This window comes from Paenibacillus sp. ISL-20 (assembly GCF_018613005.1).
In the GTDB taxonomy this organism is placed as follows: domain Bacteria; phylum Bacillota; class Bacilli; order Paenibacillales; family Paenibacillaceae; genus Paenibacillus_AQ.
In genome coordinates, this window is sequence record NZ_JAGGRD010000009.1 from 149,386 (window position 1) to 165,654 (window position 16,269).

15 protein-coding genes are annotated in these 16,269 nt (G+C 47.5%); 1 reads left to right on the plus strand and 14 read right to left on the minus strand.

What is annotated here, in order from left to right; genetic code table 11:
- Positions 1–65: 65 nt before the first annotated feature.
- The 3 genes from J7E85_RS06170 to J7E85_RS06180 form a co-directional block, all read right to left on the minus strand.
- Positions 66–977, minus strand: coding sequence for a carbohydrate ABC transporter permease (locus tag J7E85_RS06170; RefSeq protein WP_215156016.1), 912 nt, complete (start codon positions 975–977; stop codon positions 66–68).
- Between the two features lie 54 nt (positions 978–1,031).
- On the minus strand, positions 1,032–1,907 hold the full coding sequence (locus J7E85_RS06175) for a carbohydrate ABC transporter permease (protein ID WP_215156017.1): 876 nt from the start codon (positions 1,905–1,907) through the stop codon (positions 1,032–1,034).
- An 82-nt stretch (positions 1,908–1,989) separates the two neighbouring features.
- The gene (locus J7E85_RS06180) at positions 1,990–3,231 is read right to left on the minus strand and encodes an extracellular solute-binding protein (protein WP_251035502.1); all 1,242 of its coding nucleotides are present in this window, start codon (positions 3,229–3,231) and stop codon (positions 1,990–1,992) included.
- Between the two features lie 285 nt (positions 3,232–3,516).
- On the opposite strand from J7E85_RS06180, the gene J7E85_RS06185 reads away from it, so the two are divergent.
- On the plus strand, positions 3,517–4,419 hold the full coding sequence (locus J7E85_RS06185) for an ArsR/SmtB family transcription factor (protein WP_098742961.1): 903 nt from the start codon (positions 3,517–3,519) through the stop codon (positions 4,417–4,419).
- Positions 4,420–4,664: 245 nt separating this feature from the next.
- Here the strand turns inward: J7E85_RS06185 and spo0A are convergent, their stop codons facing one another.
- The 11 genes from spo0A to folD form a co-directional block, all read right to left on the minus strand.
- On the minus strand, positions 4,665–5,468 hold the full coding sequence (gene spo0A, locus J7E85_RS06190; RefSeq protein WP_076320894.1) for a sporulation transcription factor Spo0A: 804 nt from the start codon (positions 5,466–5,468) through the stop codon (positions 4,665–4,667).
- Between the two features lie 197 nt (positions 5,469–5,665).
- Positions 5,666–7,000, minus strand: coding sequence for a SpoIVB peptidase (spoIVB, locus tag J7E85_RS06195; protein WP_215156018.1), 1,335 nt, complete (start codon positions 6,998–7,000; stop codon positions 5,666–5,668).
- 100 nt (positions 7,001–7,100) lie between these two features.
- Entirely contained in the window at positions 7,101–8,840 is a 1,740-nt protein-coding gene (gene recN / locus J7E85_RS06200) for a DNA repair protein RecN (RefSeq protein ID WP_215156020.1), read from the minus strand.
- Positions 8,841–8,892: 52 nt separating this feature from the next.
- Positions 8,893–9,342: a transcriptional regulator AhrC/ArgR gene (gene ahrC, locus J7E85_RS06205; RefSeq protein ID WP_076320891.1), complete on the minus strand. Its 450-nt coding sequence runs from the start codon at positions 9,340–9,342 to the stop codon at positions 8,893–8,895.
- Positions 9,343–9,359: 17 nt separating this feature from the next.
- On the minus strand, positions 9,360–9,851 hold the full coding sequence (locus tag J7E85_RS06210) for a hypothetical protein (protein ID WP_215156022.1): 492 nt from the start codon (positions 9,849–9,851) through the stop codon (positions 9,360–9,362).
- Positions 9,852–9,919: 68 nt separating this feature from the next.
- A complete protein-coding gene (locus J7E85_RS06215) occupies positions 9,920–10,792 on the minus strand; it encodes a TlyA family RNA methyltransferase (protein ID WP_076320889.1) in 873 nt (290 codons plus the stop codon).
- 20 nt (positions 10,793–10,812) lie between these two features.
- On the minus strand, positions 10,813–12,723 hold the full coding sequence (gene dxs / locus J7E85_RS06220; RefSeq protein WP_215156025.1) for a 1-deoxy-D-xylulose-5-phosphate synthase: 1,911 nt from the start codon (positions 12,721–12,723) through the stop codon (positions 10,813–10,815).
- A 111-nt stretch (positions 12,724–12,834) separates the two neighbouring features.
- On the minus strand, positions 12,835–13,710 hold the full coding sequence (locus tag J7E85_RS06225; protein ID WP_215156246.1) for a polyprenyl synthetase family protein: 876 nt from the start codon (positions 13,708–13,710) through the stop codon (positions 12,835–12,837).
- Positions 13,711–13,732: 22 nt separating this feature from the next.
- Complete coding sequence (gene xseB, locus J7E85_RS06230; RefSeq protein ID WP_076320886.1) at positions 13,733–13,993, minus strand: exodeoxyribonuclease VII small subunit; 261 nt, start codon at positions 13,991–13,993, stop codon at positions 13,733–13,735.
- Positions 13,983–15,353 (minus strand): exodeoxyribonuclease VII large subunit, encoded by a 1,371-nt coding sequence (xseA, locus tag J7E85_RS06235; RefSeq protein ID WP_215156028.1) that lies wholly within the window; start codon positions 15,351–15,353, stop codon positions 13,983–13,985. The genes xseB and xseA overlap by 11 nt, the downstream gene beginning before the upstream one ends.
- Position 15,354: 1 nt before the next feature.
- On the minus strand, positions 15,355–16,215 hold the full coding sequence (gene folD, locus J7E85_RS06240) for a bifunctional methylenetetrahydrofolate dehydrogenase/methenyltetrahydrofolate cyclohydrolase FolD (RefSeq protein WP_100536241.1): 861 nt from the start codon (positions 16,213–16,215) through the stop codon (positions 15,355–15,357).
- Between the last annotated feature and the right edge of the window lie 54 nt (positions 16,216–16,269).

Below are 16,269 nucleotides of genomic sequence, written 5' to 3' on the forward strand. Positions count from 1 at the left end.
TACCTTATAGTTTGACTTCCGCTAGCTTTCTATTTTTACTCGACTTTTTGAATCCAATCTTCTTGCTATCCTTTGATGCCTGCGTTTAAGTTGATCGACTGCACAAAATATTTCTGGGCAAACAGGAACAACAGCAGCGTCGGAATGATGGCCAGGATCGCAGAACCCATCAATTGTCCGATCATGCGGTAATTGCCGTAAATGTCCTGTAACAACAGCAGTCCTGCTGTAACCGGCATCTTCTCCACATCCGTATACACGATGACGGGCCAAAGGAAATCATTCCAGGAACCCGTAAATGAAAACAGGCCGCATACAATCAATACAGGTTTCATGAGCGGCAAAATAATAGAGGAATAGATTCTAAAATCTCCCGCTCCATCCACGCGCGCCGATTCATCCAAATCCTTGGGAACGCCCATCATGAATTGTCTGACCAAAAAAATATTCCCCATCCCGGCCAAACCTGGAATGATCATCGCCCAAGACGTATTCACCCATCCCAGCGCATCAATGATTTTATAAGATGGGATCAGATTCACTACCCCAGGAAAGAATGAAATCCCAAGCAAGGTAAAGAACAATGTGTCCCTTCCTTTAAAGTTCATGCGCGAGTATCCATAACCGGTAATGGAAATGACAACGATCACGAGCAGCGTATGCATCGTTGCAATAAACACGGAGTTCATCAACCAGCGTAGGATGGGCGCGGTCGACGTGTTTTGCAGGATCGTGACATAATTATCGAAAATCCAGTTATCGGGCAGCAGTCGGAAACCGCTGGAAACCACCTCCGCCTGGGACCGAAAAGATGTGGTGATGCCAAATATGACCGGAATTGCCCATATCACACACAGGATGATCAGAAATGCGTAAGCTATATATTTGGACACGCTTATGTTGGATGAAATCTTCTTCGGACCCGAGCGACCAAGCTTGGAATCCGTGTTCACTTCATGTACTACCGGGTTCGACATTGCACAGTACACCTACCTTTTATCGTTTCCGTCGTTTGCAAGCTGAACGTGCCGCTAGGACGCGTTTCGGTTCATCACATAATACTGAAGGGCTGAAATGACGAGAATGACCAGTCCGAGCAAAACGGCCATCGCGGAAGCCATGCCGGCAATCGATTCCCCGTGACCGAAGGCTAACTGCCGGATGTACATCATCAACACGGTTGTGCTCTGTCTAGGTCCTCCGTCCGTCATCATTAATGGCTGACCGAATACGTTAAAGGCTCCGGCTGTCGTCATAACAAAGGTATAGATCAGCGGAAAACGAATGGAAGGCAGCGTAATGCTTGAAAATCTGCGGACAGGCCCCGCTCCATCCATCTCGGCCGATTCATACAAATCCTTGGATACCCCGCTGATAGAAGCGCGGTAGATAATCATGTTCCCACCGACTCCGCCCCACACCGTAATGACAATAATGATCAGCCAGGCATAGGGCTGGTTGGCTGCCCAGACTGTTTCGGAGCCGAAGATATTATTCGTGATCCCAAGCTGTTTATTGAAGATTAAAGACCAGATCAGTGCCGCTGCGGAGATTGAAATGAGTCCTGGAATATAGAGAATGGACTGAATGACATTTTTCATCTTCACTTTTTTGTGTTCCAGCGATACGGCAATCATTAACGGAATGATGATTAATATAGGTACACTTAGAACAACAAAGATCAGCGTGTTTTTTAATCCATTCATAAACTGGGTGTAGAAGGTGGACTCCGAGTCAAACAGGATCGTTTTATAGTTGGCCAAGCCAACCCACACAGGATCACTGATCAGATTCCACTGCGTAAAGGAAGCAAAGATCCCGTATAGGGTCGGCAATAGAATAAATACGATAAAAAGTATCAGATGGGGACCTACAAAGAAATAAGGCGTCAACGACTTCTTATTCATACCCTTTCATTTCTCCTTTGGAAAAGAAAAGTGTCATGAAAGCAAGGACATTTTTCTTTTTTTCAATCTGCTCTGCTGTCATTTACTTTACGGCACTGCTTCCTTCCGCGATTTTATCCTCTACAAATTTCTGCATCGTCGCCAGAGTTTCGTCGATGTCAACATTCCCCCGTACGATATCCGCTGCATATGTATCTACAGCCTCCGCTACGTATGGATAGTACTCGTAAGTGTAAATGTACAAGGATTCAATTTCTTTTTGGTTGGAGGTAAAGAATGACTGAATATAGTTATTGTACTCCGGGCTCTCAATGACTTGTTTACTCGCTACGATCTGTCCCGCTTTTGCCCACTCAATCGAGTTTTGGCGGATGAATTCCAGGAACTGACCGATGGCTTGCTCTTTTTCATCCGTTCTCTTATCGTTCTTCAGCATGGTGAATAAGTGCGAAGAAGCTCGGTTCGTATACTTGTCTGCACTCGTCGAATAAATGTTGGTTACGCCGAAGTCCAATCCATCCACTGTTGCGTGTGCCGTTGAGCTCCATGTACCGTCTGTGGAAAATAAAACGTTTCCAGCTTGGAACATCAGATAGCCGTCCTCACCAAATGGGGTCATCAAGCCCGCATCTGATATTTTCTTAATCTCCGTAAACGCTTGTTTCATGGCTTCTGTGTTCACGGCCGGCTTGCCATCTTGTTGAATGTCGCCGCCCAGGTTCTGGATTTGCGCTAACACAACCCAGCCCAAGAGAGCGTCATTGATCACGTAATCGCCTTCATCCAACTTGCCTTGCAGCGACAAAATTTCATCAATGGTCACGACATCATCATCCAGGAAGCTTTCGACATTGTATTTTTTGAGCAAATTTTTGTTGTAGTACATCGCATTGCTGTGAATATCAAGCGGTACCGTATATTGGGTGCCCTCTACGTTTCCGGTCGCCCAGGCCTGCGGCAAATAGTTATCCGCTTTCAATTCTGGTTGTGCTTGCATGACTGCCGTCATCGGCTCCAACACACCTTGCTTCACGAAGCTTGGAACGCGGTCCGCATGAATAATGGACAAATCAGGAACGCCTTTGCCGGAATTAAGAACTGTTGATATTTTTATATACATATCCGAGGTAATCACATGCTTCACTGTGTACTCGGGATTGGTGGCGTTGTAATCCTTTACAAGTTGATCCATGTAAGCCCCGTCATCACCCGTCAAAGGTGTCCAAAAGGTAATGGTGTTCTTATCCCCGTTGCCACATCCCCCTAATACCGCCACCGCTAACAATACAAGTATCAGTGAAACCCCCATTTTTTTCTTCAACAAACTCTCCTCCTATTACTAATCATTTGGTTAATCATTCACCGGCCTGGATGATGAAAACGATTAACTTTGGTTCAGTATACACTCGTTTTGAAAACGGTGTCAATAACATAAATATAAATCTTAATCGATAATATTATATTTAATTAACTAATATGTTAATCATAATATTGGAATTTTGTTGTATTAAATGGTGAGATTTATATGCGAGTTAATAAAGCATGTGTTATGATGCATATTAGTTAATAAATTTTGTTTATGAAAAAATTTGTTGAAAGAAGTGGTCATATGCAATTGGAAATAGACAAGTCATCGCTTGTGGTTTACGAGGCTTTGGCCAGCGAAGTTCGAATCAAGATTATTCAGCTGCTCTCCAAAAACAAAATGAATATCAAAGATTTGGCCCATGAACTTCAAATCAGCAGTCCGATTGTGACAAAACATATTAAAAAACTCGAAGATGCAGGCATTATCCGCACAGAAAAAGTGCCGGGAAAATCGGGCCAGCAGAAAATTTCGATCCTGAAGGTGGATCATATCGAAATCAACTTCCCGAAAAAAATCTTTCATTCCTTTGCTTCTTATGAGGCTTCCGTGCCGATCGGACATTACACGGACTATGACCTGAAGCCTACCTGCGGCCTTGCGACCGAGAAGGAATTTATTGGGCGGGTGGACGAGCCCAAATACTTTATGGATCCCAAACGCGTGGATGCAGAAATACTGTGGTTTACCGAAGGCTTTATCCAATACAACATCGCTAACTTCCTTCAAAAGGATGAAAAGCTGCAGCAGTTCGAAATCAGTTTGGAGATTTCCTCAGAATTTCCTTTTTCCAATGATGTCTGGCCTTCCGACATTACCTTCTCCTTAAACGGGATCGAGCTTGGCACGTGGACAAGCCCGGGGGATTTTGCAGATACGCGGGGGAAATATACGCCTGCATGGTGGCCGCACAACATCAACCAATACGGACTGCTAAAAACGATACGAATTACGAGCCACGGTACGTATATCGATGGAGACCCGCTCTCTGCTGTCTCCGTAGACGATTTGGATGCAACCTGTGATCGCTGGACCTTCCGAATTGAAGTGAAGGAAGATGCAAGACACGTTGGAGGCGCCACCTTATTCGGCAAGAAGTTCGGAAACCACGAGCAGGATATCCAGTTCAAAATGTATTATCTGTGAGGGCAATCGAAGGTACGTAACGTCGAAGGGCGTTTAGCGGGTAAAGTTACCGAAATGAAATCAAACCAGCCGGATTAACGGCTGGTTTGATTTTTTGTTGAAAGTCCATAACCAAACAATAAAATCACTCCTTCACAGATTACGACATCGCAACCAATAAAGGAGTGATTTCAATGTTCCGCACAGGTAGACATTTAGGGCAACCACTTGCATTACCCTAAATCCCTTCCTCAGTCCTTACCCTTTCAAGACACCTTATGCTCAATTCTCAGCTTATCAGCGACCATCGCGATAAACTCGCTGTTGGTTGGCTTGGATTTGCTGATGTTGATGGTGTAGCCAAACAGATGGCTAATGGAATCGATGTTTCCGCGAGTCCAGGCTACTTCGATAGCATGACGGATTGCACGTTCCACACGGGAAGGCGTTGTTTTGAATTTCTCTGCGATCGCTGGATACAATGTTTTGGTGATCGCCCCAAGAATTTCGATATTGTTGTATACCATGGTAATGGCTTCACGCAAATACTGGTAGCCCTTGATATGAGCAGGAACACCAATCTCATGGATAATCGAAGTGATATTCGCGTCCAGATTTTTGCCTTTGCCCATAGGAACCACATTGGATTTCATACTTGTAAATGACGCGCCTGACGAAATGCTGCTGGACGAGCCTACGAGTTGACGAATGCGGCTGGCGAGCACCTCCATATCAAACGGTTTTAAAATATAATAGGAAGCACCCAATTGTACAGCTCGCTGCGTAATATTTTCCTGACCAAATGCCGTAAGCATAATGACTTTCGGCTGCGGAGACAAATTCATATCGCGTAATCGTTCAAGTACGCCAAGGCCGTCCAAATGAGGCATAATAATGTCAAGGATCAGCACATCCGGTACTTTTCCCGTTTCCTCAATCATGCTCAGTACTTCTTCGCCATTATAGGCGATTCCGGATACCACCATATCTTGTTGATCCGAAATGTATTCACCAAGCAGGTTTGTAAACTCACGGTTGTCGTCTGCCAATAATACTTCGATCTTTTGCAATTCGTGCTCCTCCTTTATCAGATCAGTTGTTATTTTAGAACATTTTTCTTGTGTATAAAGTTTTCGACATAGTGATTTAAATTCCTTCTGTCGAAAATTATTTTTCTTTATTTTTTTTTGAAGTTGATTTATAATTAAATATTTTGTTTCAAATTAATCTCTATTTCGTTATTTTACGACAAAAAAATCTCAAGGCACTAACCTGCCTTAAGATTTTGAGGAGTTGATTCTGTAGATTGTAATACGCCGGAGTCCTGGAGCATCCATTCAATAAAGCATCCATACCCCGATTTAGGATCATTTACAAAAACGTGGGTAATCGCTCCAATCAGCTTGCCGTCTTGAACGATTGGACTACCGCTCATGCCTTGTACAATCCCGCCTGTCTTCTTAAGCAGTCTTGGATCGGTAATACGGAGTACAAGCCCTTTCGTTGCGGGAACATCCTGCTTAGAAACATGAACGATATCCACTGTAAAACGTTCAACCTCTTGCCCTTCAACGACCGTTAAAATCTCTGCCGGACCTTCCTTGACCTCATGAGATAAGGCTATCGGAATTGGCTCCTGATACAAACCATGCTCAGGAAGATTATTCATTTTACCGAAGATGCCAAAATGGGTATTGCGCTCAACATTGCCCAAAATCTTGCCGTCTTTTGTGAAGGTTGCCCGTTTTTCTCCCGGCTCGCCTTCTTCACTTCGGCTAATGGATGTAACTTTGGACTGAACAATCTGGCCGCTTCCAACATCAATGGGTGTTTGAGTATTCATATCGGTAATGACATGGCCCAAAGCCCCGTAGACTTTCTGGTGAGGTGCGTAGAAAGTTAAAGTGCCTACACCTGCTGCAGAATCACGGATATACAAACCAAGGCGCCAGCTTTGATCTTCTTGATCATATGCCGGGCTCAGCTTGGTTTCCATTTCTTTGCCGCCACGCTTAAAGGAGATATCCAAAGGCTTGTTGGCTTTACCGGCCTTCTCGACGATATCAGCAACCTTTGTTACATCATTAAGCGACTTTCCATCCATCGTGGTCAGCAGATCGCCAACTTTCAGGCCGGCTGCTTCTCCAGGGGACACTTTAGCACCGTTTTGAACACGTACCAGATGATGTCCAACGACCAGTATACCGGAGGATTTCACTTTGACGCCGATGGTCTGACCTCCAGGAATGACCTTGAGCTCGGGGATTACCTTCACATGAACTGTCTTCAGAGGAATTTTACCAAATAATTTCAGGGTAACTTCGGCATTTCCGCTTTGCTGGGGATTCAGCTGAAGTGGATGCTTTAGCGATACTTGAAGTTTTGACTCGCGGGAGCCGTTGAGCTGCAGGACATCCGGACGATCAACTGAGGCGAGGGCTTGAACAGGCATGGCAACATCAAGACGGGACTGCTGACCGGAAATCAATCTCAGCTCATTAGGCAATGAAGCAAAAGACTGGACAGGATCAGCAGTTCCAATGAAACAAAGAAGGAAAGCAAGAACGAAACCGAGCAGTTTTCTCCTGAGGTTGGGCTTCAATGGCTGTCACGCTCCCTTTTTCTTCTTTCGCTTGACGAAAAGGTGGTCGCCAATTGCGTACCTTTAAGTTACCCTGCCCTTATGGATTTATAACTGTCAATCATTGACCCAGAGCCTTTCTGGAAGCCTTTTGCGCTGCCGCCAGATTGAGCATTTCTTGGGCATGATGAAGTGTTTTTTCGGTGATCTCAACTCCGCCAAGCATCCGTGCAAGCTCTTTTACACGCCCCTCTTCATTCAGGTTTTCTACTTGCGTCATCGTTCTGGAGGCTTCCAGCTTCTTCTCGATTAGATACTGATGATCTGCCATGCATGCGACCTGTGGCAAATGCGTAATGGAGAACACCTGACAGGTTTTGGCCAGCAAAAACAGCTTCTCCGCAATCGATTGGGCAGCCCTTCCACTGACACCTGTGTCGACTTCATCAAAGATTAAGACCGGTATTTGATCATGACGGGCAAATATACTCTTCATCGCCAGCATAATTCTGGACATTTCTCCACCCGAAGCAATTTTGGCAAGCGGACGCAGAGGCTCACCCGGATTGGCGGATATGAGGAATTCGGCCGTATCCATCCCTTGTCTGGTCAACCTTACTTTATGTCCTTCATATTCGTAACCGTTAGGATCCAGCTGCAGTTCCATACGAACCTCAAGCGAGGTGCGCTCCATTTGCAGATCCTTCAGTTCTCCCTCCACTTGCCGTGCTAAATCTTGCGCACACTGCTTGCGGGCAATACTAAGCTCTTTAGCGCTAACCAACAGCACGCTTAATAACTCGTCACGACGCTGTTCCAATGCTTGGATAAACTCATCCTTATTCTCCAGCATATCGGTTTCCTGCTGAATTCTCACGTAGTATTCCAGAATTTGCTCAACATTATCCCCATATTTTCGGCGCAATCCGGAGATCATATCTAAACGAAGCTCAATATCGTTCAGGCGTTCCGGATTAAATTCAATGCTGTCGCGGTAATCCCTTAGCTGGAAAACCGCATCCTCCAGCTGATAATAAGCGGATTGCAGCTGCTCAACAAGCGGCTTTAACCCCTTCTCATCGTAGCCTGACACATCCTCCAATTTGGATAGGGCACGGCTGACGGATTCCAGTCCCGAGGACCCGAACAATAGGTCGTATGCTCCGGCAACGGAATCCATCATCTTCTCGCTGTGGGACAGCTTGGTTCTTTCTTCGGACAATTCCTCGTCTTCACCGGATTTTAGCTCCGCCGCCGCAATCTCCTCCAACTGAAACCGATACATATCGAGCATTTGATACGCCTTCTGGCTTGTCTCCTGCAGGTCCTTGAGATCTCGCTCTACTTTGCTGAATTCTCCGTACAACGCTTGATAGTTCCGCTTGACAGGCCCTATGACCTTATCTCCGTACGTGTCCAGAAGGCTCATATGCTGCTCTGAACGCAGCAAGCTTTGATGTTCATGCTGACCATGGATATTTATGAGCTTTTCTCCAACCTCACGCAGCATGCTTAAATTCAGCAGCTGTCCGTTAATACGGGACGTGCTTTTTCCTTGAGCTGTCAGTTCTCTCCGTATCAACAAATGCTCTTCTGGATCCGCTTCAACACCCAGCTTCTTCAATGTATCCCATACGGGATGCCCCCCAGGCAGCTCGAATAAAGCCTCAATCTCTGCTTTGTCGCAGCCGTAGCGAATCAGTTCAGCCGAGCCGCGGCCGCCGGCAATTAATCCCAGCGCATCGATTATGATGGACTTACCTGCTCCGGTCTCCCCTGTCAGAACGTGAAACCCCGGATAAAAATGCACATCCACGCTTTCTACAACCGCCAGATTCCGAATGGATAGCGTGTTTAACATGTTTCCCACCTCCGCTACTGCTTAAAAAACTGCCAATGAGTCACAACATTGATTACGAAATGAAATTTTTGATTTGGGCAACCACATGTTCTCCATCATCTTCCGTTCGGCAAATCAGCAATATCGTGTCATCGCCACATATGGTCCCCATGATCTGGGTCCATTCCATATTATCGAGCAGCACGGCTACGGAATTGGCTGTTCCAGGCAAGCACTTCATGACGACAAGATTACCAGTACGATCAATGTAAACAAAATTATCGATAAGCGCTCTTTTGAGCTTCTGTACAGGGTTATAACGCTGATCTGTCGGCATGGAGTATTTATATCGCCCATCATCTGTAGGCACCTTGATGAGCAGCAGTTCTTTGATATCACGTGAAATTGTAGCTTGAGTAACCTGAAAACCTTCCGCACGTAATGCGTCTACAAGCTCATCCTGTGTCTCAATATCCTGGTGGGTAATAATATCCCTGATTTTAATATGGCGTTGTCCCTTCATAAAGAGCCTCCTGAGTATTAACTGTTGTAATCATCTTGACCAATCCATTCTTCGTCCGACCAATCCATGCTTAAACGGTGAATCGACTTCTCGTTCACATCAATATAGAGCAGACAGGCACATTCGGGATACAGCAGCAAAAAAGGCATCAACCGATCGCGAATGCCGGCGCCCGTCCAATCGACCGGCATCCGTTCCCGTGCCAGCTTGACCAAGTACAACTCGCCACTGTCATCGGATGCAACGTAATCTATAAACAACCGACTCAAGATGGGTCTCTGCCCCGTTTCAAACGATAAATTTATTTTTACTTTACCCCCAACCACGTCATATCCTTCTTGTTCGAGCATCCCAATGGCTGGGTGATCTGGAATGTGTTCATTGATCGGGATGCCCGGCAGTCGATCCGGTGACGGCGACATCAGCCAACGATTCAGCCTATAACCGATAAGCAAGGCAATGACGACACCAAGCAATATCATTAATAACCAATCATAACGCTCATTCATCCTCTCACCTCGAATTTTGTATTCGCGGATGAGAACATCAATTCCTCTTTTTCAGCAAAAGAAACCCATCATTTCGATGAGTTTCCTGTGAATGTATGAGCCGCTTGTGTTACGACGGTATCAATCCATTGACTCAAATGGACAGATTCTTGTCCATCTCCCTGAGTCGGTTCTTCCGAGCTTTCAGAAACCTCCGGCTCTAATCGCCAGTGGGCCAGGAATTCGATATTGCCTTCCCCTCCCGTAATCGGAGAGAACGTAAGATTTTTTAATTTGAACCCAATTTCATCTGCAAAAGTCAGCACTTGCGTTAGGACTTCCCTGTGAACCTTAGGATCTCGAACCACGCCAGACTTACCAACCTTCTCCCGCCCTGCTTCAAATTGAGGTTTGATCAGAGCAGCCACATCTCCCGGTTTGCCCAGGAGCATCTTCAGAGGTGGCAAAATAATGCGAAGGGATATAAACGAAACGTCTATGCTGGCAAAATCAGGCTGAGGGCCATTCAGGTCGTCCGGCGTCATATAGCGAAAATTCGTACGCTCCATGACACACACGCGTTCATCGTTACGAAGCGACCAATCCAACTGGTTATAACCGACGTCGATCGCGTACACATAACTTGCTCCGTGCTGGAGCGCGCAATCCGTAAAGCCGCCAGTCGAAGAGCCGATATCCAGCATCGTACGTCCCTTCATATCGATATCGAATGAACGAATCGCTTTCTCAAGCTTTAATCCGCCACGGCTGACATAGGGATGAACCGAGCCTTTGACTTTCAGTTCGGACGTCCTCGGAATTTTCATGCCGGCTTTCTCGATCCGCTCGGTTCCGGCATACACCAGACCCGCCATAATCGCGGCTTTGGCTTTTTCGCGACTCTCATAATATCCCTGCTCCACGAGCAGGACATCAATCCGTTCTTTCTGAGATGAATCCATATTATACTCCCGATGGTTTACTAAGACATAAAACTTCTCTTACCAAGTACGGCTGTCCGAGCATTCTTCAAGCTCCGGATCTCCTGACAAAGCGATTCCAATGTCAGCCCTACTTCTTCACGCTGCTGCGGTATGCTTCCATGCTCGATAAACCGGTCTTCGATCCCCATTAAAGATACAACCGCATCATGGATTCCCTGCTCCGCAAAAAACTCTAAAACCGCGCTGCCCATACTACCCGCTTGCGAAGCTTCCTCCAGAACCAGCATGGACGTCCCCGTCTCGGCCAGATTCCGCAGCATACCTCCATCAAGCGGTTTAAGGAAACGGGCATTCACGATTTGCACCGTAATTCCTTCCCGTTTGAGCTGCTCCGCCGCTTCTTCAGCCAATTGAACCATAGGACCCGCTGCCAGAATAGCGTATCCTTCGCCAGGACGAACGACTTCCCAAGTTCCAATAGGAATCGGTACCAGCTCGGTGTCCATTGGAACACCGCGCACATTGTTCCGAGGGTAACGGTATGCGATAGGTCCCTCATTATAATCGAGCGCTGTTTTCATCATATGACGAAGCTCGTTCTCGTCTTTTGGCATCATAATGACGATATTCGGGATATGACGCATGAAGGCTACGTCGTATACCCCTTGATGAGTCTCGCCATCTGCACCGACAAAGCCGGCACGGTCAATTGCAAACATCACGTTGGCGTTATGGCGGCAAATATCATGCACGATTTGGTCGTACGCACGCTGCATGAACGTGGAATACACCGCAAATACAGGTTTCATGCCTTCCATTGCCAATGCTGCGCACAAGGTCGCGGCGTGCTGCTCGGCAATCCCTACATCGATCATACGGTCAGGGAATTTCTTGCTGAACGGGATCAAGCCGGAGCCGCCGGGCATCGCCGGCGTGACGGCCACGATCCGCTTATCTTGCTCACCCAACTCGATCAAGGTTTGCCCGAACACCTCAGTGTACATTGGGTTACCAACAGTTTTGAGCATTTGACCGGATTCGATCTTATAAGGAGTAGAAACACCATGCCATTTATGAGAATCGGATTCAGCTGGCCGATATCCCTTGCCTTTGGTTGTGACGGCATGAATCAGAACAGGTCCGTCCACATTGTCGGCCTGCTTTAACGTATCGATCAGTTTGTTTAGATCATGTCCGTCTACAGGGCCCAGATAGGTAAGTCCGAGTTCCTCGAATAAAACGCCGGGAACCATCATATATTTAAGGCTGTCCTTCATCTTCTCCGCCGTCTTGGCGAGTTTGCCGCCGATGGCAGGAATTTTCTTCAGGAGCATTTCCACTTCGTCCTTGGCACGAAGATAATAACGATCGGAACGGATCTTGCTTAAGTAATTGTGCATGGCACCCACATTCGGTGCAATCGACATTTCATTGTCATTCAGGATGACCATCAGCTTTTTCTGCTCGTGGCCAATATGGTTGAGCGCTTCAAACGCCATGCCGCCGGTAAGGGCCCCGTCACCGATCATGGCGATAACCCGGTTGTTGTCACCTTTCAGATCACGCGCCATCGCCATACCCATTGCAGCAGACAGCGAGGTGCTGCTGTGTCCGGCTTCCCAGACATCATGCTCGCTTTCAGAACGCTTTACGAAGCCGCACAAGCCTTTGTATTTACGGAGCGTATCAAATTTATCCATCCGTCCGGTCAAGATCTTGTGTACATAGGCTTGATGGCCCACGTCAAAAATCATCTTGTCACGAGGGCTGTCAAAGCAATAGTGCAAGGCCAGCGTGAGTTCAACCACTCCCAGATTCGGTGCAAGATGGCCGCCGGTAACGGACAGCTTTTCGATTAGAAAATGACGGATTTGTCCTGCTAAATCCTCGAGTTCGCCCACCGATAGATGTTTAAGTTGTTCGGGATGCTTGATATTTGGAAGAAGCACGAAGAATCTCCCCGCTTTCCTTGATTAAGTTTACGTTTCTTTAGCTGATATAAAATTCAGCCATTAACAGACATTATATCACAAAAAAAACCGTTTGCATGTAAAGCGTGCTTAGTGGTCCCGCGCCATCAAGAAATCGGCAATCTCCAGCAATCTGGAGGGATCATTGAAGTTCCCTTCTGAAATGACCCGCTTAGCTTCTGCTGTCAGGCGCTCAACTTCACGCCTGGATGCGTCCAAACCGATGAAGTACGGATACGTTACTTTTTCCTGTTTCACATCGCTTTGCACCGGCTTCCCAAGCTTGGACTCATCCCCGACCAGATCCAGAATATCATCTTGAATCTGAAAAGCAAGGCCGATATGATGCCCAAAGGTTCGCAAGGATTCAATTTGGGATTCCGAACACCCGGCAATATGCCCGCCTGCCATCAGCGAGAACATGATCAGATCACTCGTCTTGTGCAGGTGGATATACTCAAGCTGCTCCAGCGTCGTTATCCCTTGTTCACCCTCCATATCGGCAACCTGCCCGCCTACCATTCCCCGCGGACCTGCATACTCTGCAAGATCCTCCACAATTGACAGCACACGCTCAGCCGGAATTCCATGCTTTCTGGAAGCCTGGATAACGCTGTAAAAGGCATGCGTCAGCAAGGCATCGCCAGCCAAAATAGCGCTCGCTTCGCCAAAAACCTTATGATTTGTTGGCTTGCCGCGGCGATAATCATCATCATCCATCGCTGGCAGATCATCGTGTATAAGGGAATATGTATGAACCATCTCAACGGCGCAAGCGACCGGAAGGGCTGCGTCACGGTTGCCGCCTCCCGCCTCGCATGCCGCAATGACAAGCAGCGGACGCATTCGCTTCCCGCCTGCCATTAAAGAATACGACATGGACTGGCGAAGGGTTTCAGGAACTTTCCAACCTAGGGGGAAAAGATTGGTTAGCTCGCTATCCAGTCTGTCCCAAATATCATTCATATATTGATGAATCGAAAGTCTGTTATTCACCTAGTTCACCTGTCTCATCCAGCGATCCTCCAAAAGGCTTGCGCTTCAGTTCTCCGCCTTCTTCTACGATCATTTCGATTTTTTGCTCCACCTGCTCCAGCTTTTTGCTGCACATCTGTGACAGCTTCATGCCCTGTTGAAATAAATCGATGGCTTTTTCCAGCGGCACGTCTCCATCTTCCAATTGCTCTACAATCGTCTCAAGCTGAGCCATCGCTTCTTCAAAACTGATCTCCAATGTTTCATTCGCCACTCTCTTCATCCTCCTTCATTCCCCACACTTGACATTGCAGCTGTCCATCGCTGACCCTGACGTTAACCAAATCACCTAACTGAACATCTTCGATGGATTTGACAAGCTTTTGCTCCTGCTCGTCATACACGAGACTATATCCTCTGGACATAATTTTCAGCGGACTGAGTGCATCGAGATGCCGCATTTCGGTTTGCAGCTGCGACATCTTGGATTTCATAATCGACTGCATCGCGTTCATTAACTGCCGGCTCACCTGATCTTTTCTTCTCGCCGCGAACTCCGCTTGGGTCCGCGGGTTATACCGGATTAATCCCTGATGCAGTGATTTTTGCCGCTGGCGGACCAGGGACAGCCGGGATTTCAGGTTGCCCTGCAGCCGCTGGGACAGCATGTCCAACCGTTCGGCATGCTGCAGCATATACCGGCGAGGATGAACCAGAACCGGAGAACGCTGGAGCGAAACTAAACGGTCACGGCTTCGCTTAAGTCGCTGCTGAAGTCCCTGGTTCAGCTGGCGCTGCCTTTGTACAAGCTGCCCCCTCAGTTCCGCACTGCTCGGTACCGCGAGTTCCGCGGCCGCCGTTGGCGTAGCGGCTCGTAAATCCGCTACAAAATCGGCGATCGTAAAATCCGTTTCGTGTCCAACGGCGGAAATGACAGGAATATCGGATTGATAAATAGCTCTTGCAACGATCTCCTCATTAAATGCCCACAGCTCTTCCAGTGATCCGCCGCCGCGCCCAACAATGAGCACATCGGCCTCAGCCATGTCATTCATCATTCGAATAGCCTTCACGATCGAAGGAGCAGCCCCTTTGCCTTGAACCAGCACCGGATACAATATCGCTCTTGCCTGAGGGTACCGTCTCCGGATCGTAATCATAATATCCCGAACAGCGGCACCCGTCGGCGAGGTAATAACACCAATCGTCTTGGGATAACGCGGCAAAGGCCGCTTGCGCTCGGCTGCAAACAGGCCCTCTTCTTCCAGCTTCGACTTCAGCTGTTCATAAGCAAGGTACAAACTACCGATCCCGTCAGGCTGCATTTGAACCGCATAGAATTGGTACTGACCATCCCGTTCATATACCGACACATTACCCCTGGCAATAACGCGAGAGCCTTCCTTCGGTATAAAAGGGAGCCTCTGGTTATGAGTCGCAAACATGATCGCACGAATCCGGCTGCCTTCATCCTTTAAGGTAAAGTACATATGTCCGCTGGAATGATGGGTGAAATTCGAAATTTCACCGCGGATCCATACGTCGGAGAGCCTGGAGTCGCCTTCCATTTTCATACGGATATAACGGTTTAAATCCTTAACGGACAATACTCGTCCTGGATCTGCCGACTTCATATCAGCTCAACCCATTCAGCCTTTTGGCGGCTATCAAGGTATTCTGCATGAGCATCGTAATGGTCATGGGTCCCACCCCTCCGGGAACCGGAGTAATCGGACCTGACACTTCCTTCACGCTCTCAAAGTCAACGTCCCCGGCAAGCTTTCCGTTCTCCAAACGGTTCATGCCGACATCGATCACGACCGCACCGGGCTTCACGTAACTGGCATCAATCATATTCGCTCTGCCGATCGCAACGACCAGGATATCCGCTTGACGAGCGATTTCAGCCATATTCCCCGTTCTGGAGTGACACATCGTAACGGTGGCGTTCTCACGCTGGAGGAGAAGGGATACCGGTTTACCAACGATATTGGATCTCCCGATTACAACAGCATGCTTGCCTGCAATCTCAATGCCTGTTCGCTTGATCATTTCAATCACGCCGGCAGGTGTGCACGGCAGCAGGCTGTCGTCGCCAATTACGAGGTTACCCACATTAACCGGATGGAAACCGTCCACGTCCTTTTCCACTGCAATCGCATCAATGACCGCCTTCTCATGGATGTGTTTGGGCAAAGGGAGCTGGACCAAAATTCCGTGAATCGATTCCTGGGCGTTGAGCTTGTCCACAAGCGCCAGTACTTCTTCCTGGCTGGATTCCGCGGAAAGACGATGCACCTCGGAATAAAAGCCCAGATCCTGACATGCTTTCTCCTTGTTGCGAACGTAAACATGCGAAGCCGGATCATCCCCTACAAGTACAACAGCCAAACCAGGACGTACATTCTGCTTGGACAATTGTTCTACTTCTAACGCAATCCCCTTGCGAATTTCTTCAGAAATCTGTTTTCCGCTAATTATCGTTGCTGCTGTCATCCTAATCTCTCCTCCATTATGATGGAATGATATCGTTTCAAGTTTAGCTTATGC

Excerpts from the sequence above, each read along its gene's own strand:
- xseA (WP_215156028.1), bottom strand. The coding sequence starts at position 15,353 with ATGAAGTCGGCAGATCCAGGACGAGTATTGTCCGTTAAGGATTTAAAC.
- recN (WP_215156020.1), bottom strand. The coding sequence starts at position 8,840 with ATGTTAAACACGCTATCCATTCGGAATCTGGCGGTTGTAGAAAGCGTG.
- J7E85_RS06225 (WP_215156246.1), bottom strand. The coding sequence starts at position 13,710 with ATGAATGATATTTGGGACAGACTGGATAGCGAGCTAACCAATCTTTTC.
- ahrC (WP_076320891.1), bottom strand. The coding sequence starts at position 9,342 with ATGAAGGGACAACGCCATATTAAAATCAGGGATATTATTACCCACCAG.
- J7E85_RS06170 (WP_215156016.1), bottom strand. The coding sequence starts at position 977 with ATGTCGAACCCGGTAGTACATGAAGTGAACACGGATTCCAAGCTTGGT.
- J7E85_RS06210 (WP_215156022.1), bottom strand. The coding sequence starts at position 9,851 with ATGAATGAGCGTTATGATTGGTTATTAATGATATTGCTTGGTGTCGTC.
- J7E85_RS06185 (WP_098742961.1), top strand. The coding sequence starts at position 3,517 with ATGCAATTGGAAATAGACAAGTCATCGCTTGTGGTTTACGAGGCTTTG.
- J7E85_RS06215 (WP_076320889.1), bottom strand. The coding sequence starts at position 10,792 with ATGGATTCATCTCAGAAAGAACGGATTGATGTCCTGCTCGTGGAGCAG.
- folD (WP_100536241.1), bottom strand. The coding sequence starts at position 16,215 with ATGACAGCAGCAACGATAATTAGCGGAAAACAGATTTCTGAAGAAATT.
- J7E85_RS06175 (WP_215156017.1), bottom strand. The coding sequence starts at position 1,907 with ATGAATAAGAAGTCGTTGACGCCTTATTTCTTTGTAGGTCCCCATCTG.